14 protein-coding genes are annotated in these 24,121 nt (G+C 49.2%); 10 read left to right on the top strand and 4 right to left on the bottom strand.

What is annotated here, in order from left to right; genetic code table 11:
* The first annotated feature begins 10 nt into the window (after nucleotides 1–10).
* The 9 genes from ACR9Y8_RS02480 to ACR9Y8_RS02520 are packed head-to-tail and all read left to right on the top strand — an operon-like array spanning nucleotide 11 to nucleotide 18,685.
* Nucleotides 11–4,411 carry a hypothetical protein gene (locus ACR9Y8_RS02480; RefSeq protein ID WP_481211643.1) on the top strand — a complete coding sequence of 1,467 codons (4,401 nt, stop codon included), beginning with the start codon at nucleotides 11–13 and terminating at the stop codon, nucleotides 4,409–4,411.
* A 17-nt stretch (nucleotides 4,412–4,428) separates the two neighbouring features.
* A complete protein-coding gene (locus ACR9Y8_RS02485) occupies nucleotides 4,429–6,726 on the top strand; it encodes a fibronectin type III domain-containing protein (protein WP_481211644.1) in 2,298 nt (765 codons plus the stop codon).
* 19 nt (nucleotides 6,727–6,745) lie between these two features.
* Entirely contained in the window at nucleotides 6,746–9,643 is a 2,898-nt protein-coding gene (locus ACR9Y8_RS02490) for a hypothetical protein (RefSeq protein WP_481211645.1), read from the top strand.
* Between the two features lie 28 nt (nucleotides 9,644–9,671).
* Complete coding sequence (locus ACR9Y8_RS02495; protein WP_481211646.1) at nucleotides 9,672–10,166, top strand: hypothetical protein; 495 nt, start codon at nucleotides 9,672–9,674, stop codon at nucleotides 10,164–10,166.
* Between the two features lie 27 nt (nucleotides 10,167–10,193).
* A complete protein-coding gene (locus ACR9Y8_RS02500) occupies nucleotides 10,194–11,543 on the top strand; it encodes a PKD domain-containing protein (RefSeq protein WP_481211647.1) in 1,350 nt (449 codons plus the stop codon).
* Nucleotides 11,536–13,260 (top strand): TonB-dependent receptor, encoded by a 1,725-nt coding sequence (locus ACR9Y8_RS02505; protein WP_481211648.1) that lies wholly within the window; start codon nucleotides 11,536–11,538, stop codon nucleotides 13,258–13,260. Before ACR9Y8_RS02500 ends, ACR9Y8_RS02505 begins: the two co-directional genes overlap by 8 nt.
* Before the next feature lie 3 nt (nucleotides 13,261–13,263).
* Nucleotides 13,264–15,552: a fibronectin type III domain-containing protein gene (locus tag ACR9Y8_RS02510; protein WP_481211649.1), complete on the top strand. Its 2,289-nt coding sequence runs from the start codon at nucleotides 13,264–13,266 to the stop codon at nucleotides 15,550–15,552.
* 12 nt (nucleotides 15,553–15,564) lie between these two features.
* Nucleotides 15,565–18,237 carry a hypothetical protein gene (locus ACR9Y8_RS02515; protein WP_481211650.1) on the top strand — a complete coding sequence of 891 codons (2,673 nt, stop codon included), beginning with the start codon at nucleotides 15,565–15,567 and terminating at the stop codon, nucleotides 18,235–18,237.
* Between the two features lie 10 nt (nucleotides 18,238–18,247).
* On the top strand, nucleotides 18,248–18,685 hold the full coding sequence (locus ACR9Y8_RS02520; protein WP_481211651.1) for an SMI1/KNR4 family protein: 438 nt from the start codon (nucleotides 18,248–18,250) through the stop codon (nucleotides 18,683–18,685).
* A gap of 37 nt (nucleotides 18,686–18,722) precedes the next feature.
* Here ACR9Y8_RS02520 and rnhA read toward each other — a convergent pair whose 3' ends face one another.
* On the bottom strand, nucleotides 18,723–19,181 hold the full coding sequence (gene rnhA / locus ACR9Y8_RS02525) for a ribonuclease HI (RefSeq protein WP_481211652.1): 459 nt from the start codon (nucleotides 19,179–19,181) through the stop codon (nucleotides 18,723–18,725).
* A gap of 133 nt (nucleotides 19,182–19,314) precedes the next feature.
* Complete coding sequence (locus ACR9Y8_RS02530) at nucleotides 19,315–20,952, bottom strand: acyl-CoA carboxylase subunit beta (RefSeq protein WP_481211653.1); 1,638 nt, start codon at nucleotides 20,950–20,952, stop codon at nucleotides 19,315–19,317.
* Nucleotides 20,953–21,055: 103 nt separating this feature from the next.
* On the opposite strand from ACR9Y8_RS02530, the gene ACR9Y8_RS02535 reads away from it, so the two are divergent.
* Complete coding sequence (locus ACR9Y8_RS02535; protein WP_481211654.1) at nucleotides 21,056–21,517, top strand: DinB family protein; 462 nt, start codon at nucleotides 21,056–21,058, stop codon at nucleotides 21,515–21,517.
* Nucleotides 21,518–21,592: 75 nt separating this feature from the next.
* On the opposite strand, the gene ACR9Y8_RS02540 is transcribed toward ACR9Y8_RS02535, so the two are convergent.
* Both ACR9Y8_RS02540 and ACR9Y8_RS02545 read right to left on the bottom strand, forming a co-directional pair.
* On the bottom strand, nucleotides 21,593–22,504 hold the full coding sequence (locus tag ACR9Y8_RS02540; RefSeq protein ID WP_481211655.1) for a bifunctional helix-turn-helix transcriptional regulator/GNAT family N-acetyltransferase: 912 nt from the start codon (nucleotides 22,502–22,504) through the stop codon (nucleotides 21,593–21,595).
* A gap of 172 nt (nucleotides 22,505–22,676) precedes the next feature.
* Nucleotides 22,677–23,993 (bottom strand): PQQ-dependent sugar dehydrogenase, encoded by a 1,317-nt coding sequence (locus tag ACR9Y8_RS02545; protein ID WP_481211656.1) that lies wholly within the window; start codon nucleotides 23,991–23,993, stop codon nucleotides 22,677–22,679.
* Between the last annotated feature and the right edge of the window lie 128 nt (nucleotides 23,994–24,121).

Below are 24,121 nucleotides of genomic sequence, written 5' to 3' on the forward strand. Positions count from 1 at the left end.
CCCTCCCACTATGCACACGATGATAAAAAAAATGCTGTTGCTGTGCGTTATAAGCATACTGGCTATTGCAGGCCGGTTGCAGGCACAGATCACCTATCAAATGACCGTTAATTACAGTATACACGGTACTTTGAACAAATCGGAATGTAGCAGCCGCTATGAGATATGGGCAGAGATGGAGAGTGGCGACGAATGGAAAGTTACCTCTGAGATGATAGATTATCTTGAGCCCTGGGATCAATGGGGATTTGAGCCCAAAACCCTCACTTTCCAATCTAATAACAAGATCAAAAGACTTAGGATCTACTCTCTGCGGAGGAGGGACGAAACCTTTGGTTGCGATACGAAAGATCAGGGCAACTCTTATACGGACTATTTTACCTATCCTTGTTTTCATGCGATTTACACTGGTGGAACCAGTAAGTTCATAGGGTATGGTTCCGAGTCAACCCTTGAGGTGACCGTTAAACCTGTTTCCAATGCATATGATCTGAGAATACAAGCCGGATGGGTAAACAAGTCGTCCTTCATTTCCGGTTTTACTTACACGATAACGGCTATTTATACCGATGGCTCATTTGATGAAATTTCGCAGCTTTATTTCCCGGGGAATTTGCCGACAAACAGCAACGATTACGACATCATGGACGCCATACATATTCGCAGCCGCAAACCAATACAAACACTGCGGGTATATAGTAGCGGCTTAGTCCTATCAGGTGGTTTTAGCTTCAAATTCCAGGAACGCACCTATGACATTCCTATCAATGACAATCCTGCCAACTATAATGGCAGGATGTATCCCAATCCGTTTATACCCGCTACGGACCCCGCCAGCTTCGTACGCATCAGCTATGACCAGGTCATGAACCCTATCTACTACGATCGCACGCCTCCCTCCAACATATTACCTGTATCAGATTATGTTTCACTGAGAGGCCCTTTCGAACTACCAGCCTCCGAATACATCTGGCAATACCAAGTGGACGGGGTGGACGGTCCTGATGACTGGCACAATTTCCCCGGGCAATTCCAGTACCAGAACCCGGTTTCCTTTACAGGACAGCTCCTTTTTGGTGGTAACTATATAAATTTCCTCAACCGCAATATCCGTGTTAAAATGCTTCCTGCTTGTGCACAGGACCGGGAGTCTGGCATACTCACGCTGGATTATCGCTTGTCTGCGCCACATATCCAATATGTCACCCCTAAAGATGTTTCCTGTAATGGTGCGGCAGATGGAGGCATGATGATAATGTTCGACCGCCTGCCATTAGCTGGTGAATCTGTCAATATAAATATCATAGACCGGAACACCGGGGCTTTACGATACCAGGACATAGACGCCACCATTAACCCGGACCAAACGTATAACTGGCCCACCACTAAGCCGCCCTTAACGCCTGGCAATTACACGGCCAAGATAACAAGCGGCTACTCCGGAAGCGATACCTATAGCCAGGATGCCGCGCATTCTTTTGACTTCCAGATAAATGAGCCAACACTCGTCACCTTTACCAGTCCTGTACCTGCTAACGTAAAATGCTTTGGCGGTAGCGACGGTAGCATCAACCTGAGCGCCGGTGGCGGCGTAGGCGGTTACAACCTGCTGTACAAAGGCCCTTCCGACGCAGGCTATAATACCCTGCCCTTTGCAGGTAATACTGCTACCCTCTCAGGCTTAGGCATAGGCGACTATCTGATCCAGGTGAAAGACCAGCACAACTGTCCGGGCGTAGCGCCTTCAGGTGCAACAGAGGTCAGCGTTCCTATCCGTCAGCCAGATGCTCCGCTGGCCATAGACGGCATCTCCACAATAGATCCTAAAGCATTCGCATCTTCCGACGGCAGCATTACCGTGATCCTGAAAGGTGGTACGCCCAATGCTGACGGCTCTTATAACATTGAATGGAGAAGTGCGGATGGCACCCTGCTCAGCGCCAATGGCACAGCAGGCAGCGGCAGCTATACTACCAATGTCAGCAACCTGCCTGATGGCATCTATACCATCAGCGTTACAGACGCTAACTCCGGTGCAGCCACAGGTAACAAGGGCGGATGTATGCTCACCGATACCTTTACGCTTACACAACCGCCGCTATTAACAGCCGTCATACAGATCACAGACAGCATCAGCTGTAATGGCGACAGCAACGGTAAGTTGACTGCTATAGCAGGCGGTGGTAAGCCCTTTGGCGGCTCGCCCGCATATACCTATGCATGGTACCAGGTGATCAGCGGCGTGGCCACGCCTATTGGCCAGACCACTGCCGTAGCAGATAACCTGGGTACAGGCAGATACGTAGTAAAGGTTACAGACGCGAATGGCATAGAAAGATGGTCTGATACAACAGATCTTACAGAACCTGCTCCGCTGCAGATCCTGCTGACTGCCACACCGGCCACTTGTCATGCAGGCGCTAATGGTGTGATCAGCGCAGCAGTAAGCGGCGGTACATTAGCGTACCAGTATAGCTGGAGCAACGGTAGCCAGTCGGCCACCAATACCGGGCTTGCTGCAGGCACTTATACTGTAAACGTAACAGATTATCACGGTTGCCAGATCTCAGACCTGGCTATTGTGGGGGAACCTGCAGCAGCGCTGCAGATCGATCAACCCGTGCTTACACTGCCGCTCGCCAACGGGTATACCGATGGTAAGATCAAAGTACGCTTAAGCGGCGGCACGCCCTTAACAGGCGGCGCCTATAATATCACCTGGCAGCGTGCAGACGGCACCGTGCTAAGCACCCATACGGAGCAGGCTGTAAGCGGCGGCTATCAAAGCGAGCTGACAGATATCGGCGCAGGCAATTACACCATTACTGTTACAGACGCCAATTATACCGGTCCGGATCCCAATATGAAGGGTTGTACCGTGACGGCTCTCTTCCCATTAAGTGAGCCGCCTGCATTGGAGGTAACGATCGCCCGCACCCGCTATATCTCCTGCAAAGGCGATGCGGACGGCACACTGACAGCTACGGCCAGCGGTGGTGTACCCATCGTAACAGGCCCGCTCCCCTATCGTTTTCAATGGTTCAGGAAGGTTGCAGGCGGGTATACCGCTATCGGGCAAACGACCAATGTAGCCAGTGGTTTGATAGCCGGCACCTATAAAGTAGTGATCACCGACTGGAATAATATCGATAAAGAGTCTGATACCTTTAACTTAGCCGAACCGGGACAATTGCAGGTGCAACTGGCCACTGAACCGGTAAGCTGCGCCAGCGGTGCAGACGGTGCAGTGAGCGCCACCGTTAGCGGCGGCACTACCCCCTTCGAATACCAATGGACCACCGGCGCTATTACCAGCGCGATCCGCAACCTTACAGAAGGCAGCTATATGGTGTTCGTAAAAGATGCGCATGGTTGCGAAACACAGGAGCAGGCAGATGTATTTATTCCCAATGGCATTGTAATAGATGCAGACATCACATCGCCCACCTGTACCGGTGACTGCGACGGCGCTATTAATACGCTGATCAGCGGCGGTACGCCCCCTTACAGCTATGCATGGAGCACAGGCGCAGGCAATGCCTCCATCAATCAACTCTGCGCAGGAAAATATACGCTCACGATACAGGATGCCAACAACTGTAAACGCATACAAAGCTTTAACCTCCCGGATCCTCCGCGGTTGACCATCAACCTGGGCGCTGATAAAACACTTTGTAACGCACAGGTATGGCAGCTGAATGCAGCTATTGCAGACCCGGCGGCAAGCTACGCCTGGGGCGGCAACCCGGCCTTCCAGGCAGCTACTGCGCAGGTAACGCTCAACCGCAGCGGCCAGTACTGGGTAAAAGTGACTGACAGCAAAGGCTGTACGGCGGCTGACACCATCAGCATTACGCAAAAGAACGCTGCTATCTCCGCAGAATTTGTGGTGTCTACACAGGTGTTCCGGAACGAGGATGTTACGTTCATTAACATCAGCAATCCCAGCCCGGAAAAAGTGGAATGGGTCATCCCGGAGAACAGCGGCATTACAGTGGTACAAAAAACAGCGGCACTGGCTACACTCCGTTTTGCTAATACCGGAGCTTACCAATTGGGATTACGGGCCTTTGTGGGCGATTGCCAGCAGCTGTTCACCAAGAGCGTCACCGTACTGGAACAACAGAATTTCCCGCAACCCGGAGGCGCACAGGATCCGTTCATCAAACAGTTTGATGTGTTGCCCAACCCGAACGGCGGCCAGTTCAATGTACGTGTAGGCCTTGACAAACAATCAGCAATCCGCCTGCGGATGATCAATATCATCAGCAACGAGCTGGTAAGCGACCGCCAGGAAAGCCCGGCCACCCAATTCAACATCGGGTACCAGCTGAACGTACCGGCGGGCACTTATGTGCTGCTGCTGGAAACGCCGCTGGGCAATGCGATCAGGAAAATTGTGATCAATTAAAGGAGATCCCTGTATCTATGAAATTAAAGCACTGCTTCCCTATACACCTGCTGCGCATATGCATGCTGCTGATCGTACTGGCTGGCGCCCTGTATTCACCTGCCAGCGCCCAGCAGTTCCCTGTGCGCCTACAGGTGCAGTGCATTCCGCCCTTCTCTCCACAGCTGGCGGGTTTCTATTCCGGTACACAGGCAAAACTGATCGTCACACTGATCAATACTGACCTGCAAAAGCCAACCCTGAATGTAAGGTTACGGTTTACCATCAAAGGATCTACCGTCTCCCTGCGTAACAGGGATTATGGCTATTATCCGCCTATCTCCCTGGATGCGGGCCTTCCGGTGCAATTGTCGCTGAATGATCTTGCACCTTATTTCAACCCTGACAACCTCGAAGTATCAGGTATGTCAAAAGGAGCGCTGCAGCAGAACGGACAATTGCCTGACGGATACTATACCATTTGCGCAGAAGCAGTGGAGATCAACAGCGGGCAGCTTGTGAGCAATGAAAAGCAGGGTTGTTCTCCGCCCGCATGGTTGTCTGTCAGCGAACCGCCTTTGTTAAACCTTCCCCGTAAAGGAGAAGCTGTCGCCTTCCGCGAGCCCCTCAACATTATCTTTAACTGGACGCCCAGGCATATGAGCAGTCCCAATGCCGCCTTCCAGACCGAATATGAATTCACCCTCGTAGAAGTGTGGGACAATGCCATTCTGCCCGAAGCTGCTTTCGGCACTATGCCGCCATTGTATCAGGCCACTACCAGCAACACTACTTTACTGTATGGTCCCACGGAACCGCCCCTGCTGCCAGGAAAACAATACGCCTGGCGCATCCAGGCAAAGGCTAAACAGGGACTGGATGAATACGCTGTATTCCGTAACAACGGCTATAGCGAGATCTTTTATTTCCGCCTGCAGGAAGATTGTCAGCCGCCTGAACAGGTGGCCGCTACGCAGGAGAACGGACGGATTAATATCACCTGGGCGCCGCAACCTAAGATGTTTGAATACATCGTGGAATACCGTGAACAGGGTAAGGACAATGCCGAATGGTTCAATGTAAAAAGCACTTCCAGCAGCGCTACTATCAATGACGCTATACCGGGTCATAAATATGAATACCGGGTAGGTGGCTATTGCAGCCAGGGTAATAAAACGCTGGGTGATACACATGCCTTTGAAGTGCCGAAGAAAGACACAGCTAATAAGAATTGCGGAATTCTGCCGGATATCAGCATTAGCAATCAAACACCTATACAGCAATTGCAGGTGGATGACCAGATCATGGCAGGAGATTTTCCTGTGAGATTACTAAGGGTACAGGGCAGCGGTTCGTTTTCGGGTAACGGTTATATCACGATTCCTTTCATCGGTTATAACCGCGTGAAGGTGAAGTTTGAGAACATCAAGGTAAACACAGACAGGCAGCTGATCAGCGGAGAGATCGTAACAACGTTTGACTCGTTGAAGACACAGGTGGCAGACGTGGACAGTGTGATCAATGTGATCACAGACCTCGCCAGTGTGATCAATGATCTCGCACATCTGGCCATAGATGCTGATTACCTGACCATAAAAGAAATGGCTGAAGCCATCAAGAAGATCGCGGAGCAGGAACTGCCTGAAGAGCTCAAAGGCCGTATGATAGAGGCCGCCAACAATCTGGAACAAGCCAAGCAGGAATACGACGAAGCCAAAAAGGAATATGACGCAGCCAAGACTCCTGAGGAGAAGGAAGCGGCGAAGAAAAAAATGGATGCTGCAGAACAGCAATTCAACGATGCCAAGAAAGAAGTGGAAGCTGTGACGAAGGAAAAAGAAGCGCTGGTTGAAAAAGTATCGGAGATCATTCTGCAGGCAATTAAAAACCTGGGCAAGGAAGCGGAAGAGAAGATCGACGCATCTAAACAGCAATATGAACAGCAGGGTAAGGAGCTGGATGACAAAGCCCTCGTGCTGAGCTCCGGGCAGGATACCAGCGCACTGGCAAATGTGCTGATCATTGCCGACGATGAAGAGGAGCTCGAGATGGAGCAGGAAACCAATGCATCCGTAAAAACCTTTGCAGCGCAGCACAAGGCGCTGGTAGCGTCCAGGTTGGCATATGGCAAACTGCAGTTCTCCCTTGCCCTATACAAGCAGTTCACCTCGCGCCAACGCCTTGAGCTGGTCGGAAAGGTCCTGCAGGCCAACGGCAAAACCTTGATCGTGAATATCAATAGCAAGCTGGCTGAAGGACAAACAACAGACCAGGTGGTGGCATATACGCAGGCACAGCTGCTCGAATTCATAACACAGTTAATTGTATCAGAGTGATTGGAATAAAATAAACCCTATGCTGAAAAAAAACTGGATCGCAACTATACCTATGCTGCTGCTTTACTTGCTGGCAACGGCGGCAGGCAGGCTTCCTGCAGATACTTTGTCACATGCATTAGAGGCATCCCTTTCCACCTCAGCAAACAGGTTAATGCAGGAGGTATTCAACCCTCATGGAAAAGGCCTGGTTGAATACAATGGCTTCGATGCGGCAGATGATCTTCAGCAACAATACGTTAATGGCGCAGTTCCCTTATACGATAATGCAGTTAAGGAGCAACTGATTGCCAGCATCAAAAGCTTCAACACTACCAATAGCAGCAAGAAAACAAAGCTGTACGCCTTCACAGGCCGCTACTTCCTGGGCTACACAGATTTCATGAGGAATGCAGCCCTCCCCGCCTATGAGCAGAAAATAATGGACGCTCTTTCCGCGGGGATACAAAAAGAGAATGCGGGTAAAGGCAGCACAGCGGTCTTTCGTAAAGCTTTTCTCAACGTACTGGACGATAAATACCAGGAGTTCGTAAAGAAATCTGAGCGCCTGCAAATGGAGAAGACGATTGTCTTCTTCTATGTGGAAGCAGTACTGGGAATGGACAATTTCCATGACACCGATCTGAAAACAACTTATAAGAAAAGGCGTTATTGCTTTGTCTGGACAAAAGGGCTGGATGTATTTGAAACCCAGAAACTGAATAAAGCCTTTCCTGAATTCCGGCAGCTGTTAACCTTCACTAAAGAAGGTATTGCTAATCCCAGCGGACTGGTAGCCTGTACAGACAAGATAAACAGCATTTACAAAAGCGTAACCGACTACGATTCGCCCAAGGAAGCCATAAACCTGGTATGGACGCTTAGCGCAGAGGAAGTGTCGGCCCTCACCGTTCCGGAGCGGATGCGGCTGCTCAAGGCCATGGACAAAGCTTCGAGCCTCACGGATGTGAACAATGTGTTTTCTCTTGGCACAGACAACTTCGGCGGCGAACAGGCGGCTATAAAAGTGATCACCACGGTAGGCGACAACATCAGCAAAGAATGGATGGATAGTTTGCAGGCCAACAACAAGCTGGTGGTGAGCCTCCTGGATAAGCTGAACGACGCGGGCATGGGTGGAAGCAATTATACGAAAGCTGTCTTCAGCGTGCTGGGACATTTTTATAAAAATGTCGCCATCGAAGCTAACAAAGATAAGTTCAAAGACAATTTCAGAACATTTGCCTTCAATGGTTTTGGCTTGTGGGATGGCTCCAACTACACCGTGTCTGAATACCCGGCCAGCGGCACGATCGGTGGTGTGATTCATACCAATAGTGGCCTGGGGTATAAAGACTATGCGTATGGCCCCTTTGACCAGGTAGCGATCATATCATCAACAGAATTACCCGGACTTAAATACAGCCAGAAAGTTAACGGTAAGCATTACCTGCTGGTTGTTCCCTCCTTTTACCTAAGCTGGGTGCATCATATAAAACAGAATGCTAACAGCTGGCAAATGGGCGGCCTTGCAGTGCTCATACCTTTTAACGCCGTTATGTTCGGCACCGGCATGGTGCTGGTTGAATCCGCCAGCTGGATCGTACAAACGCTTGGCTACATGGATATTGTGGCATCAACAGGAAGTACGGTATTAAGCACCACCCCAATAAAAGACAGGATAAAGGAAAGGTACGGGGAGAACAGCACCCAGTACAAAATGATCAACGGGGTAGATAAGGCTTTCCTCATATACGGCGGCAGCCGTCTGATCATTGATCTTGCAGGCATTCCACAGTACCTCGATGAGGCGGCGGTGATATGGAAACAGGAACGTGCCGCCATGCAGCAGCAGGGCGCTGTAACCCAGAAAGAAGCTGAAGCGCTCGATAACCTCTTAGCCGCCCGGCTCACCGCAGCAGATATTGTTCAGAATGGCATGAAGGAGGGCTGGACAATAGAACGGGTGCTTAGCTATCCAAAAGGCAAAAGGCCCCCTCCTACTGAATATCTTAAGCCTGAGTACATTGCAGCACACCTCAAGGAATTTGAGGATGGTGTATCGTTCATCTGCCCCCAGGCCATTATAGATGATTACGGAAGTATGCTTGGCCGCAGAGACGGCGTTTATGTGATCAGCACAAAAAGAATGGAGGAGCTGATGGCGGCGACGCAAGGAGACATGGCGCTGATCGAAAAAGAACTGGCCATTCCTGCAGGCGACTGGCAAAGCCGGGTCATGTGCCGGGTGGATGTAAAAGTTCCTAAAGACTTCGACTTACGGATGCCGAGCGGTAATGAGGAGGGAGCAAATGAATTCTTTAAACCGGGCGGCTTTACTGCCAACGGCGTACCTGAAGCTGTCATAAACCCTATCCCCGAAGCTAAATACGTCTTTAAAGCGATCAACCCGCAAGCCGCAGTCAAGGAAGCCACAGGTATTGTACAGAAAGGCATGAAAGACGGCTGGACCATTGAGCGGGTGCTTGCGAAGCCACATGGAGAACGGGAGCTCGCAACGGTGTATATGACAGAGGTGTATAATGCCGCGCACCTGAAGAAGTTTGAAGAGGGAGCCGCCTTTATTTGTCCGCGCAAGATCATAAAAGAGTATGGCGACAAGCTGGGCTACTCCGACGGCGTATATGTTACTACTATCAAAAAGATGGATGAAATGCTGGCCAGAACACAGGGAGATATGACCAAGATCGAAATGGAACTGGCAGTACCCGAGGGCAGATGGTCAACACAGGACATGTGTGTTGTGTACGTGCCAAAACCCAAAGAATTAGGCCTGCGGATGCCCAGCGGCAATGAATATGGAGCAAATGAATTTTTCAAACCTGGCGGTTATACGGCGAACGGTACCATTGAGGCCGTAATAGATCCTATTCCAAAAGGACAGTATTCATTTAAACCGATAAATTACAAGGAATAAATAAATTTAAGGTAGTAAAACATCGGTTATGGATAATCAAAGAGATAACAAAGCTTATACGAAACTGCTTACGGCCTTAGAGAAAAATGAGCTGCATAAGTATATGATAGGCGAAGGCGACTATCAGTTCGTCAACCCCTTTGTGGAAGAGCCGACCGATATTGCATCTGTATTCATTTCGGGCTTTAATCAATATGTATTGAACCATGGTGCAGCTACGCTAAACGCGCAGATAAAGGCAGCTATGCTCACCCTTATGAACAGCCCTGAAGGATGCTGGTGGACCATCAGGCTGATTAAAGCATACCTTTTTCAGTTTCATGTGGGCGCATTGAAGTTTGAAATACCTGTACCGGAATTGCTGCCTGCCATCCAGGCATGCCTGAACAATAATAAAGCCGCACTGCAAAATAACAAAGCATTCACGGGCTGGAGATTCGGGGGCGGTTTATGGGAACAGATCGGGATGGATATAAATGAGATCAATGCAACATTAACAGACGAAAATAAGATTGTACTATAACACAGGGAATACAATCCCTAAACACCTATGACGAAACTTATACCCTATACCCTATTGGCAGCCCTGCTGCTGTTACTTGCTGCCTGCTACAAGGAAGTGGATCGCCCGGTGGCCGCAGACTTTACCTATGCCCTGGAAGACACCTCACTGACCGTACCAGCAAAGGTGAACTTCACCAACCGCAGTACCGGTGGCACCACTTTCAAATGGACCTTTGAAGGAGGAGAACCCGCTACATCGGACTATGAGAACCCCGGTACCGTGATCTTTAAAGACGCCGGCGCACATAAGATCACCCTGGAAGCCTGGAATGAGGATACCCGCAATATAAAAACACTCACCATACAACTGGACAGCGCTGTACAGGTGGCCTTTGATGCCATCGTGCAGGTCAATGATTTTTCACCAGTACAGGTACAGTTCATCAATCATACCAAAGGCGCCAGCAAATACAGCTGGACATTTGAAGGAGGAACACCCGCTACCTTTGCCGAAGCAACACCGCCGAATGTTACCTTTACCACTCCCGGTGATCACCAGGTAAGGCTGGAAGTAAGCAACGGCGGAGAGAATTTCTCGCTGAGCAAGACCATTACCGTAAAACCGGCGCTCAGCAGCGACTTTACATTGGCGCCTTCTGCTTTTGACGACGATTACGAAGCGCCACTCACCGCTATACTGGAAGGCAAAAGCAGCAGCTACCTCACACAATCCTGGACCGCACCGGGAGGAACCGTGGCAGATGATACTGCTTCCAAAACAAGTGTTTACTTTAAAGACCCGGGCACCTATACCATCACGCTTACCAATGGTAATGGAAAAGATAGTCGTACGGTGAGCAAAAGCATTACAGTAAAACCTAACTCGGGCCTGCGTACCATCCGCGATGTAAAACTGGGCATCAGCAGCGCTCATGCCACCATTGGCTGCTTCTATTCTACCCGCTTGCGGAAAGTATACCACAAGAACGATGACCTCAGTGCCGAAGGCAAAGAAATAGACCTGGTATTCTTCGGACTGAACCGAAACTTCACTTATAACAAGTTCATATCACCTGATTCTGCTGCATCCTATACGTTTGCGGCTATCCCGGGCGCAACGGTAACAAGCTATATCAACAAACAGGAACAGTGCAACTGCGCTGTTTCTTTTACAGCCGCTGCCTTTGACAATATGGTGAACGATGCGCCCTTGCGTAGCCTGCAATGGCCTGCGGCCGCAACCGGCGGAATACAGTTCGATTATAACCTGCTACCACGTATTGTGCTGTTCCGCACCCAGGATGGCAGAAAAGGAGCCATCAAAATAAAGGATTATGTACTGGAAGGAAGTTCCGGCTACATATTAGTTGACATTAAAGTGCAGAAGTATGAATAGACGCCATGGCCTATACCTGTTTGCTTTTCTATTACTCCCGGTGTTGGCAAACGCCCAGCAGATAGACCTTGACAATATGGGCGGCATGTTTAAAAGCAAACCGTTCAGATTGAATGGCGGCCTGAATGCCAGTTCTGTATTCAGCAGCGGAAGCAATGGCGGCCGTCAGCCCTTTACCTGGTTCATTAATGGTAACCTGAACGCTACCATTCTCGGACAGGTAAGCCTGCCTTTTTCATTCAACCTGACCAATGCAGGCGCAGGATACTCCTATCCTACCATGCCTAACCGACTGAGCCTGCACCCTACGTATAAAGGTGTCACCGCGCATATCGGCGATGTGTCCATGTCATTTTCTCCCTATACGCTCAATGGTCACCAGTTCACCGGTGTAGGCCTTGACGTGGCCACTTCAAAAGACTGGACCGTGAGTGTGATGTATGGCCGCCTGCTGCGCGCCGTAGATTATGACAGCACCAACCACAGCATACTGCCCACTTACCGCCGTATGGGATATGGCGCTAAACTGGGATTGAACAAACAGTATTATTCTGTCGGGATCAACTTCTTCAGGGCAAAAGATTACAGGGATCCGCTGCTATTCATCCCCGACTCGCTCGGCATCTACCCTAAAGAAAACTTTACCGTCAGCTTAACAGCCAGCGCCCGCCCTAAAGAAGGACTGGAGCTGACCGCTGAATATGCTAACAGTGCACTTAAACTCGACAAACGGGATTATAATAATACCGCTGTGAAATCTTCCGGGGGCAACCTGCTGGAAAGCGTATTCATGTACGAAGCAAGGAACACACATTATTTTAAGGCCTTTAAAGCGGGCATGAACTATACGTTCTATAAAAGCACGATCGGCCTGGGATATGAGCGCATAGACCCTGGTTACCAAACACTGGGCGCCTATTACATGAACAACGACCTGGAGAACATCACCGTTAACTTCTCGCAGCCTTTCCTGCATGATAAAGCAAATGTATCTGCGAATGTGGGCTACCAGCGTGATGATCTCAATCATACCAAAGCAGGTGCTACCTCCCGCATGGTAAGCTCACTGAACCTGAACTATATGCCCAGTGAGAAATGGAATGCGAACTTCTCCTATTCCAATTTCCAGACCTATACGCATATCAAGCCGCAGTTTGATTATATCAATGCAACGAATCCCTATGAGAATATGGACACGCTCAACTTTAAACAGATCTCACAGAGCGCTTCACTGAACCTGAACCATATTATCAAGGCAAACAAACAACGCAGCCAGAATATCAATCTCAACCTCAGCGTACAGGATGCCGCAGATATACAGAACGGAACATTGTGGAAAGGGAACGGATCCCGCTTCTACAATAGCAACATGGCCTACACGCTGTTACTCATACCGCGGCAGATCAGCTTTTCCGGTGCATTTAACCTAAGCTATAATACAATAGGACGTAACGATTTCCTGACCCTGGGGCCCACCCTCGGACTGAATGCCAAACTGTTCGACAAGAAAGCCACCGCAGGATTTACGACCTCCTATAATACCAGCGCCAGCGATGGACAACAACAGGGACAGGTATTGAACCTGCGTGCGAACGCTGGTTACCTGTTCCTGAAAAAGCACAACCTGAACCTGAACGCCATACACCAGACGCGCTGGACGCCCAGGGGCAATACCAGCAACCTGACCGCCACCCTGGGGTATAACTACAGCTTTTAGACAATGACAGTAAAACGCAATATCCTGAGATACCTGTTCCGCCTGCTGGTTATCCTATTGGGCGGCGCCTTGTATTCACCTGCCAGCGCGCAGCAGTTCCCCGTGCGCGTGCAGGTGCAGTGCATTCCGCCCTTCTCTCCGCAGCTGGCTGGTTTCTATTCCGGTACACAGGCCAAACTGATCGTCACACTGATCAATACTGACCTGCAAAAGCCAACCCTGAATGTGAGGTTACGGTTTACCATCAAAGGATCTACCGTCTCCCTGCGTAACAGGGATTATGGCTATTATCCGCCTATCTCCCTGGATGCGGGTCTGCCGGTGCAATTGTCGCTGAGTGATCTTGCACCTTATTTCAACCCTGACAACCTCGAAGTATCAGGTATGTCAAAAGGAGCGCTGCAGCAGAACGGACAATTGCCCGACGGATACTATACCATTTGCGCAGAAGCAGTGGAGATCAACAGCGGGCAGCTTGTGAGCAATGAAAAGCAGGGCTGTTCTCCGCCTGCATGGTTGTCTGTCAGCGAACCACCTTTGCTGAATCTTCCCCGTAAAGGAGAAGCTGTCGCCTTCCGCGAGCCCCTCAACATTATCTTTAACTGGACGCCCAGGCATATGAGCAGTCCCAATGCCGCCTTCCAGACCGAATATGAATTTACCCTCGTAGAAGTGTGGGACAATGGCATTCTGCCCGAAGCTGCTTTCGGCACCATGCCGCCATTGTACCAGGCCACTACCAGCAACACTACTTTATTGTACGGTCCTACGGAACCGCCCCTGCTGCCAGGAAAACAATATGCCTGGCGCATCCAGGCAAAGGCTAAACAGGGACTGGATGAATACGCTGTATTCCGTAACAACGGCTATAGCGAGATCTTTTATTTCCGCCTGCAGGAAGATTGTCAGCCGCCCGAACAGGTGGCCGCTACGCAGGAGAACGGACGGATTAATATCACCTGGGCGCCGCAACCTAAGATGTTTGAATACATCGTGGAATACCATGAACAGGGTAAGAACAATGCCGAATGGTTCAATGTAAAAAGCACTTCCAGCAGCGCTACTATCAATGATGCTATACCGGGTCATAAATATGAATACCGGGTGGGTGGTTATTGCAGCCAGGGTAATAAAACGCTGGGTGATACACATGCCTTTGAAGTACCGAAGAAAGACACGGCTAATAAGAACTGCGGTATTCTGCCGGATATCAGCATTAGCAATCAAACGCCTATACAGCAATTGCAGATGGATGACCAGATCATGGCGGGAGATTTCCCTGTGAGATTATTAAGGGTACAGGGCAGCGGTTCGTTTTCGGGCAGTGGTTATATCACGATTCCTTTTATCGGTTACAACCGTGTAAAGGTGAAGTTTGACAATATCAAGGTGAATACGGACAGGCAGCTGATCAGCGGAGAGATCGTGACGACGTTTGACTCGTTGAAGACACAGGTGGTAGACGTGGATAGTGTGATCAATGTGATCACAGACCTTGCGGGTGTGATCAATGATCTCATCCACATCTCAATTGATGCAGATTACCTCGCCATCAAGGAACTGGCGGAGCAACTCAAGGAGCTGGCAGAAGAGGAGTTACCGGAAGAACTGAAGGACCGGATCATAAAAGCAGCAGATGACCTCGTGCAGGCAAAGCAGGAATATGATGATGCGAAAAAAGCCGTTGACGACGCCAAAACACCGGAAGAAAAAGCTACAGCCGAAAAGAAAGCAGATGCCGCTAAAGACAAGTTTGAAAAGGCGCAGGCTGAAGTAGAAGCTGTACAGAAAGAGAAGGAAAAGCTGGTAACAGAAGTAGCGGATGTCATTGTTTCAGCCATTAAAGAACTGAAAAAGGATAGTGAAGCATGGGCCAAAGACGATGACCTGCAAAACTATGCTGCAGCGCTGCATAAAAAGATATATGAGGACCAGGGATTAACTGAAAGTGATGAAGAGGCTTCTTTGATATCCATTGACACCGTGTTCTCAACAACATTCGCCGAAGACGAAATGACAGATGAGATCAAACAATACAACCAGGTATCACAAAGCTATTGGCTGGCGCGTGGCAACGTAAGAGCGGCGAAGACCGTTAGCGCTATACAGGAATTTTACACTGATCCTGCATCCATTGGCAGCTTCTTCTCAAAAGATGCAGCATTGAACGGAAGTTCGCTGCTCAAAGAGGTGATGGATGAATACCTGAAAGGTACGGAGAAGGAAAAATTGATCAAGCAGGCAAAATCGTCGTTGCTGGAGCGTATCACCATCATTATTAATGCAGAGTAAAAAAGCCGGAATATGAACAACGGTTATATCAGGTTTATTATTCAACTGCTGGCGGTGCTCACCTTTACGGTGTCAGTAAAAGCCAGTGGCCCTATTGACAGTATCATTGACCGGAGGGCGCAAGCCATCAGCGAACAACTTGCCCGGCAAATCAGGGAAAACGAGCGGTTGATTAAAGAAGGCAAGGGCGAAGCGGCTAATTATATAGTATATGACAACTATCCATCCGGCAATTATCTATTCACTGCGTTCACCAGCGACAATGCGAGGAGGATGTGGTTACAGCGGCCCTTGCTCAAGAGGATCTCTCCCCTGGACAACATCCAGACACAGACTTTCCAACTGAACTCCTGGATCAGTGACCTACATAAAACATACCTCGAAAATACGCCTTACAAGGATTATAAGATCTACTTTGTCTTGTCAGGCATATACAATTATGACTACATTGAGGATAAAGAACCGGATGTTAAATGGCAGGACCAGCGGCTTATCTCTTTTCACAATGAAATAAAGACGAATCCTACCACCTCTACATATACGGATAAGGAATCTAAAATACTTTTCAGTGTATTCAATAAGGTAGCCGAAACATCTCAAAACTCCGGGCTGGGCGAGTTAATAAAGAAAGATAAAAACATCGTATGCTTTGTATACTGCTTCTATCAGTATCGCAAGGGGCCCCAGACAACATTTACATGGCGGGATGATCTGGGCAAATGGGATATCAATAAAACCCAGGTAATCGCCCCCAATGCCTTTGTGGTAACGGGGACTTACCGCAGTCCACAGGTGCCTGCTGATCTGATACGAGGCTTCACCAGCTACCATAATAATCACCTCGACGACATGGTCGGTGATGCGCCACAGGACCTTGCTACCCGCGGCGATTATCTGACCCAGCGGATACGAAACGCCTTTACCTTCTTCTCTACACTTGGCAACGGTATGCAAACGGGCGCTGATTGTGCAAACGATCAGGCTCTCCGCGAACGGATGGAGGCGCTGTATAAAAACCCGCTGCCAAATTCAACAACTTCGGCGGCCTTATCACTGAAGGACCTTACGCTGGATACACGTAAATGCCTCCTGCAACTGCTTTCCGGATCCGGTATATGTGGCGACAAGACCAACTGGGTAGTAGAGATGAACGCCTGCGAGAACATGATCGTGGATATCATTGCATCAACTCCACAAGAGCAACGCAGGCCGCTGCTTGATTACCTCAATGAGCCAAACAACAACGTGCTTTGGGGAATCATCAGCAAAGTGCACGATGAAGGGCCTGGGAAGTACAACTACTCTGCAGTGGTCAACCTGCTTTGCCAGTATGCCTATGATGTATACAGCAAAGATATTTCCGTGATACAGGCCAGTGATGAGTATTGTTCATGGTCCTCTTACAATCCTGAAACCAAATTCAACGATTACTCCTTTAACCTACTTGCTGAATACACGGAAGCCAACAAAATGACTTTCACGTTCAGGAATTATGACGGAAACTGCTATACGAAAGTGATCGATGGAAACGGGCAGGAGCATTACACAACAAGAGTACTGACTGGCAGGCCCTTTGACTTTGTAGGCATTATTCCGGAGGTAGATTTATCTGTCAAATTCACACTCCAGAACAGGCAACAGAACACTTTACACCAGCGGATCCTTGTACCCGCCCTGATGCTGCACTGGAATGTCAAGCGATCGAATACAATCACTATAAAAAGGAACCTGGAGATCGCCGTGCAGGGAGCAACGTTTTTCTGGGGTGGCGGAACTGTGCTCATGACTGGTACTAAACTGGCCAGAGCGCTGATGGCGGCTGAGGGCGTTGCCACCTTTGCCAATGTTGTTGCAAATACTGCCAGCGTTAAGGACTATATAATACGACAGGAAGGAGGACAGGAGTTCCTCACTACCATCAATGAGGTTAATGGATGGGCCAGTCTTTCCAATGTAAGCTATCTAGCTTTAGCCAGGCTTGGAAGAGCTATAAAGACCTGGAAAGCCATTAGGGCAAGCAGGGAGGTATCGTCTGCAGCTGATTTTGCCCAAATGGACGACCGGATGACGCAGCTGGAAAATGCGATGGCGGAGGACGGGCTGATCACTAAAAAGATTACGCATGCCAACAGCTCCCCGTTTGAGGTATTATTTGCTTCAGTTTGGAACGACCCCTGGATAGACGAGCTGAAGAAGCTAGCTAAAAATCCCAAGGTGACCATTTCGATGTGGGACGAACTGTGGGTTTCACAACTAAACGGCTGGAGAGGCGAGTTCAGTATTAGCAAGAAAAGGAACGTTGCAAGAATGATGTGGAAAGACAAAGGAACGGATGCTGAATACGATCTTTTACTGGCAAGCGGATCGGGATATAATGGTCAAATGGGAAAAAGCGGCCTGTTTGTACCTGAATCTTTCGTTCAGGAATTGGATGCTGCCAAAAAGGATATTTTTACACCACTCTGGGCCACTAAACATATCGACAGCGAATCATTGGGTCTGAATTGGTTTGCACGGCTCAAAAAGGCTAAGCCAGGAAATATATACCCGGATGTTATTGATGAAATAACCATCTACTCTGACTTGTGTCCTTGTCCATCGTGTCAAAAAATGTTTAGTGACTTCCTTACGATGTTCCCTAACGTTAAAATTCATATTATTACAAGTACAAAATTCACCTATTAACATGCAATACATGGACTTCCTGATTCCCTACCTCCCAGCCCTGGGCGATGTAGAAGGTTGTACGGAAGAAGAAATAAAAGAGCTGGAACGATCACGTCAGGTACAGCTGCCAGCAGCATATAAAGAGTATTTGCTGCTCTTTGGCAGAAAATCCGGGTACCTGCTGCGGGGTTATGATACTACTGTTGACCAGATCGATTCTAATATAGAATGTATTGAATTTGACCTGAAAACTACAAATCACAATCAAAGTTTTACGCTACGGCCAGAGATATTTGTATTTGCCCAATGGCAGGGAACTTATTTTTATTTTAACTGTGACGGCAAAGCTGATCCTGAAGTATTTATAATTACTCATTTTGACCGGATCAAAGTGCATTCAGATCGATTTTCCGATTTTGTAAGATCAGAAGGACTTGACCAGACACTACTTTATTTAAAGCTGTAAAACAAAAAGTCCTGCATCGTAAAATGCAGGACTTTTTTTATACTCCCTGTTCAAACCCTTCATCCACCAGCCACGGGCCCATATCCGCAGCCTGCGTAGCCAATTCATCACAGCGGTTATTATACGGATTACTGGCATGGCCTTTTACCCATACCATCTTTACCTTTTGTCTTTTATACGAAGGAATAAAACGCATCCAGAGGTCTTTATTCTTCTTATCCTTGAACCCGATCTTTACCCAGTTCCACAGCCATCCTTTCTCAATGCTGTTCACCAGGTATTCACTATCGGTAAAGATCGTCACATCCAGCCCGTCCTTTTTCAGGGCTTCCAGGCCAGTGATCACTCCCATCAGCTCCATACGGTTATTGGTGGTACGGCGGTATCCCTGTGAAAGCTCCTTGCGAAGCTTGCCCCACATTAATATAACTCCGTAACCTCCCGGACCGGGATTTCCCCTCGATGCGCCGTCTGTATAAATGGTGATCTCTGACATGAGCTGTTAGCTGAATGAAAAGGCGCAATAATAATTAATAATTAAGAATTAATAATGAATAATTTCAAGACCTATTGTCTGTCCTGATACTTGTTCTCCGATTATTAATTCTTCATTTTTAATTATTAATTAACTAGACCTGGATGACGCCCGTCATGAAAGTGTCCGTCACCGGGGCATGATTAGCCGCAGCAATCCCTTCTGAGATCACCCTGCGGGTATCTATGGGGTCTATGATATCATCCACCCATAAACGGGCCGCGGCATAATAAGGAGTGGTCTGGCTGTTATATCGTTCGGTAATGGTAGCCAGGAGTTTACTTTCCTCTTCCGGGCTGATCTCCTGCCCTTTTGCTTTCAGGGAGGCCACCTGTATCTGTAATAAGGTTTTCGCAGCCTGTTCTCCGCCCATTACGGCTATTTTGGCGCTGGGCCATGCATAGATGAAGCGCGGCCCATAGGCTTTACCGCACATGGCATAATTGCCGGCGCCATATGAATTCCCTACGATGATGGTGATCTTCGGCACAACGGAATTGGCTACTGCATTCACCAGCTTGGCTCCGTCCTTGATAATGCCGGCGTGCTCACTGCGGCTGCCTACCATGAAGCCGGTCACATCCTGGAGGAAGACGAGGGGGATCTTTTTCTGGTTGCAGTTCATGATAAAACGGGCCGCTTTGTCGGCGCTGTCGTTATAGATCACGCCGCCCATCTGCATCTCTCCCTTCCTGCTTTTAACGATCTTGCGCTGGTTGGCTACAATGCCCACGGCCCAGCCGTCTATACGGGCATAGCCGCATAAAATGCTTTTGCCGTAATCCTCTTTGTATTGATCAAATTCCGAATTGTCTACCAGGTGAGAGATCAGCTCCACCATATCATAAGGCCGGGTGCTGTCTGCAGGCAGTATGCTGTACAGGCCTGCCGGATCTTTGGCAGGCGCAACAGGCGTGATGCGATCAAATCCTGCCTTGTCGGGGCTTCCCAACTTGTCCATGATCTTGCGGACCTGGTCCAGGCATTCCTGGTCTGTCTGGAACTTGTAATCGGCAATGCCGGATATTTCGGTATGGGTTACAGCGCCGCCTAACGTTTCTGCGTCTACGCTTTCGCCGATAGCCGCTTTTACCAGGTAAGGCCCCGCCAGGAAGATAGAGCCATTGCCTTCCACCATCAGCACTTCGTCGCTCATAATAGGAAGATAGGCCCCTCCTGCCACGCAGCTGCCCATCACCGCAGCGATCTGGGTAATGCCCATAGCGCTCATCCGGGCATTGTTATAGAAGATCCTGCCAAAATGCTCTTTGTCGGGAAAGATCTCATCCTGCATGGGCAGATAAACGCCTGCACTATCTACGAGGTAAATGACCGGCAAGCGGTTTTCCATGGCTATTTCCTGCAGGCGCAGGTTCTTTTTCCCTGTGAGCGGGAACCAGGCTCCTGCCTTCACGGTCATATCATTGGCCACGATCACGCATTGCCGCCCGCTTACATAGCCAACGCCGGCTACTGTACCGGCGGCCGGACAGCCACCATGTTCTGCGTACATATCATAAGCGGCAAAAGCGCCTATTTCAGTAAAAGGAGTGTCTTTGTCTACCAGGTAAGCGATCCGCTCCCTGGGGGTTAACTTACCTTTCTGCCTGACCTTTTCCATGTTCTTTTTACCGCCTCCCTGCTCTATCACCGCCAGGCGTTGTTTCAGCGTACTTACCGCCATCCGCATGGCATCTTCATTCCGGTTGATCTCCAGTTGTTGTTGATCCATAGCTGTAGTATTTATTTCTAAAAATAACGAAGAATGAAGACATGGTAAAAAAGGGTTTTTCGTAAATTTAGAGGAACAGTAACCATATAAACCTGCAATCACCATGTCTCATCTGCAATACATTGCGCAATCATTGCAAGACCTGTATGACGGCAATCCCTGGATAGAGGTCACCTTCACGGAGCATCTGAAGCGGGTAAATGCACAGCAGGCGGCAAAGCGGATCAATGGCTCCAACTGCATCTGGCAGATCGTGAACCATATTATCTACTGGCATCAACGTGCATTGCGGTATATGAACAATGAACAACCCGAACAGGATGGCGACCTGCCCGATTTTTACCTGCCGGAAAATCATGGAGAGGAGAACTGGCAGGCTACCCAGCACCGATTGGAACATTCAATACAGCATCTGACGGATGGGATCCGGTCTTTCCCGGAAGACAAGCTGTATGAGGTATTCCCGGGAACAGAACACCAGGCGGTGTATTATTTTCATGGCCTGGTTGAGCACGCCGCCTATCACCTGGGGCAGATCGTGCTGCTCGCCAAGTACAGCACTTAATTAATAATGAATCATCCAGGGACAAGTACCAGGGCCAGACACCTGCATTCGCCATTATTAATTATTAATTATTAATTATTCATTATTAATTAACTCCAGGTCGTACCGTTCCTCATTCAACTGATGGCCCCACATCTGCTGAGCATGCGCATCCGTTTTTCTGAATCCTGCTTTTATATAAATATCAGCCGCAGTGATCTGCTGGTTGGTAGTTAAGAGGTACACCTGTTTATACTCCTTCTCCCGGCAAAAGGCGAGTGCGTCTGCGACCAGCTTCTTGCCCAGCCCTATCCCGCGCATATCCGGATGCACCAGGAGCCAGCGCAGCTGTGCCAGGTAGCTGGAATGCCCCAGGATAGCCACTGCCCCTACAATACGTTGCTGGTAGCTGGCTATAAATACCCGGTCTTTGGCAGGGTCATAGTTCTGCAGAAAGTCGTAAAAGGTCTTGCACACATAGGTCTCAAACTCGAGATTATAGCCGGTTTCCTTTGCATAAATATCGCCGTGCAGGTAAATAAGATAGCCCACATCACCGGGTTGAAGTTCACTCCGGAAGGTAATATCCTCCAGGCTGATATCTTTCTTCCCGGATAGGAGCTGTTCTATGGTACGCATGGAACTGGTCACCTCTTCCTGCTGATGCACCGGCAGCGGGTCCAGTACCTGCCGGATCTGTTCATTGGAACGCTGATCCAGGGTTTGCATCAGGCGTTTCCCTTTGGCGGTGAGCTGCAGGAACCAGGTACGCCCGTCTGCAGGCGATTGTTTGCGGCTGACGATATTATTCTGCTCAAACGTCTTTAACATGCGGCTCAGGTAACCGCCGTCCAGCTGCAGGCTTTCTATCAGCTTGCCCGCTGTACACTGCTCCGTGTGCCAGATCTCATATAATACGCGTACTTCAGACAGGGAGAAATTACTGTCCAGTATATGCTGGTCCAGCAATCCTATTACGCCTGTATAAAAGCGGTTAAATTTTCTCATGGAGTTGATTGTTGCTGCCGTAGTTGACATGTTTCCTGCTGGTATTTATGACACTAAGGTATTGCATATAGTTGACAAAGTCAAGTATATTATTTGACTATGGCAAGTATTATAAACAAAAAAGGCCGCACAGATGTGCAGCCCTTTTCTTGTGCTTGTTATAATTAAACTGTTAAGCCTTTTTATACACGATCCGGTAGATAGTGCCTTTTGCGTCGTCAGACACATACAGGGAGCCGTCGGGGCCCTGTGCCAGTCCGCAGGGACGGTGTTTGGCATCGCCGGGAGATACGATGTTATCAGTACCGGCAAAACCGTCTGCAAACACTTCCCATTTGCCGGAAGGTTTGCCATCCTGGAACGGTACAAACACTACAAAATAGCCTTCCTGTTTTTCAGGCGCCCTGTTCCAGGAACCATGGAAGGCGATGAATGCGCCATTCTTATATCTTTCAGGGAACATATTGCCGGTGTAGAACAACAGCCCGTTAGGCGCCATGTGCGCAGGGAAAGCAGCAACAGGATCTTCTGCATTTTCGCCGCCGGTCTTCTTGCCATCGCCGCCAAACTCAGGGGACAGCATTTTCTTCTGCTGCTCATGGTCATAGTAGATGTAAGGCCAGCCGCAATCGGAACCTTTTTTCAGGCGGTACATGCATTCAGCAGGCAGGTTCACCGACTGTTCCTGTGTGAACAGCTTGGGGAACATGTCATGCAGCTGATCGCGTCCGTGCTGCATTACATACAGCGCGTTCACCTGCTGGTTCCAATCCAGTCCTACCACATTGCGCAGACCGGTAGCGTAACGAACGCCGGTGCCGTAGGTCTGGTTCTGCTGATCGGCTTTGAATTGCCAGATGCCCCCTGCAGAGTCCAGTATCGGGCAGGGTTTCATACCCTTAGAGCCTGCAGTACGGTCTTTCTCCTGGCAGGCATTGGAATAGGCGCCTATGTTCACATAGATATTGCCATCATTATCCAGCACCAGTGATTTGCTTTCGTGCTGGTTACGGTCAATCAGGCCGGTCACTATTTTCTCCGGCTGTGCAGGATTGGTTACCTGGTCTTTGTCATCCAGCTTGTAACGGAACACTTCCGTATTGGAGGAAGCATACAGGTAGCCGTTTTTGATTGTGATACCGGTGCCGCCGTAGTCCCCAAAGCCGGTGTTCTCATCCGCTTTGCCGTCGCCATTGGCGTCGTGGAGCCTGATGATGCCTTTTCCATCTTTCGGGCTGGCCAGCTTAATATAGATATCGCCTTCTTTTGTTACCACCAGGTGGCGGGCTTTACCTACGCTGTCGGCCACTTTGATGGCGCCGAAGCCGGCGGGCAGTTTCAGACCGGCAGTGTCGGCGTCGGGAGCAGGCGCCGGGGCCAACTGAGCGGTGGAGTCGGTACCGGCTTCCTTCTTACCCCCTTGCCCACACGAAGCAAAGATAGCGGCGCCACTCATCACCAGCAGCAGCCTAAAGCATGTTCTCTTCATAACTTATAAATTATGGGAATAATTGAGGTGTTAAATTAAGTTGATTTTTTGATTAATCTAGGGGCTATTTTACGGGTGGTATTACTCATAAATAAGATAGCGGCCGCTGCCCTTCTACACAAAAAATG

This window comes from Chitinophaga sp. SVR4-12A, from assembly GCF_056754765.1.

Coding starts and splice junctions, on each gene's coding strand:
- ACR9Y8_RS02480 (WP_481211643.1), top strand. CDS start 11: ATGCACACGATGATAAAAAAAATGCTGTTGCTGTGCGTTATAAGCATA.
- ACR9Y8_RS02485 (WP_481211644.1), top strand. CDS start 4,429: ATGAAATTAAAGCACTGCTTCCCTATACACCTGCTGCGCATATGCATG.
- ACR9Y8_RS02490 (WP_481211645.1), top strand. CDS start 6,746: ATGCTGAAAAAAAACTGGATCGCAACTATACCTATGCTGCTGCTTTAC.
- ACR9Y8_RS02495 (WP_481211646.1), top strand. CDS start 9,672: ATGGATAATCAAAGAGATAACAAAGCTTATACGAAACTGCTTACGGCC.
- ACR9Y8_RS02500 (WP_481211647.1), top strand. CDS start 10,194: ATGACGAAACTTATACCCTATACCCTATTGGCAGCCCTGCTGCTGTTA.
- ACR9Y8_RS02505 (WP_481211648.1), top strand. CDS start 11,536: ATGAATAGACGCCATGGCCTATACCTGTTTGCTTTTCTATTACTCCCG.
- ACR9Y8_RS02510 (WP_481211649.1), top strand. CDS start 13,264: ATGACAGTAAAACGCAATATCCTGAGATACCTGTTCCGCCTGCTGGTT.
- ACR9Y8_RS02515 (WP_481211650.1), top strand. CDS start 15,565: ATGAACAACGGTTATATCAGGTTTATTATTCAACTGCTGGCGGTGCTC.
- ACR9Y8_RS02520 (WP_481211651.1), top strand. CDS start 18,248: ATGGACTTCCTGATTCCCTACCTCCCAGCCCTGGGCGATGTAGAAGGT.
- rnhA (WP_481211652.1), bottom strand. CDS start 19,181: ATGTCAGAGATCACCATTTATACAGACGGCGCATCGAGGGGAAATCCC.
- ACR9Y8_RS02530 (WP_481211653.1), bottom strand. CDS start 20,952: ATGGATCAACAACAACTGGAGATCAACCGGAATGAAGATGCCATGCGG.
- ACR9Y8_RS02535 (WP_481211654.1), top strand. CDS start 21,056: ATGTCTCATCTGCAATACATTGCGCAATCATTGCAAGACCTGTATGAC.
- ACR9Y8_RS02540 (WP_481211655.1), bottom strand. CDS start 22,504: ATGAGAAAATTTAACCGCTTTTATACAGGCGTAATAGGATTGCTGGAC.
- ACR9Y8_RS02545 (WP_481211656.1), bottom strand. CDS start 23,993: ATGAAGAGAACATGCTTTAGGCTGCTGCTGGTGATGAGTGGCGCCGCT.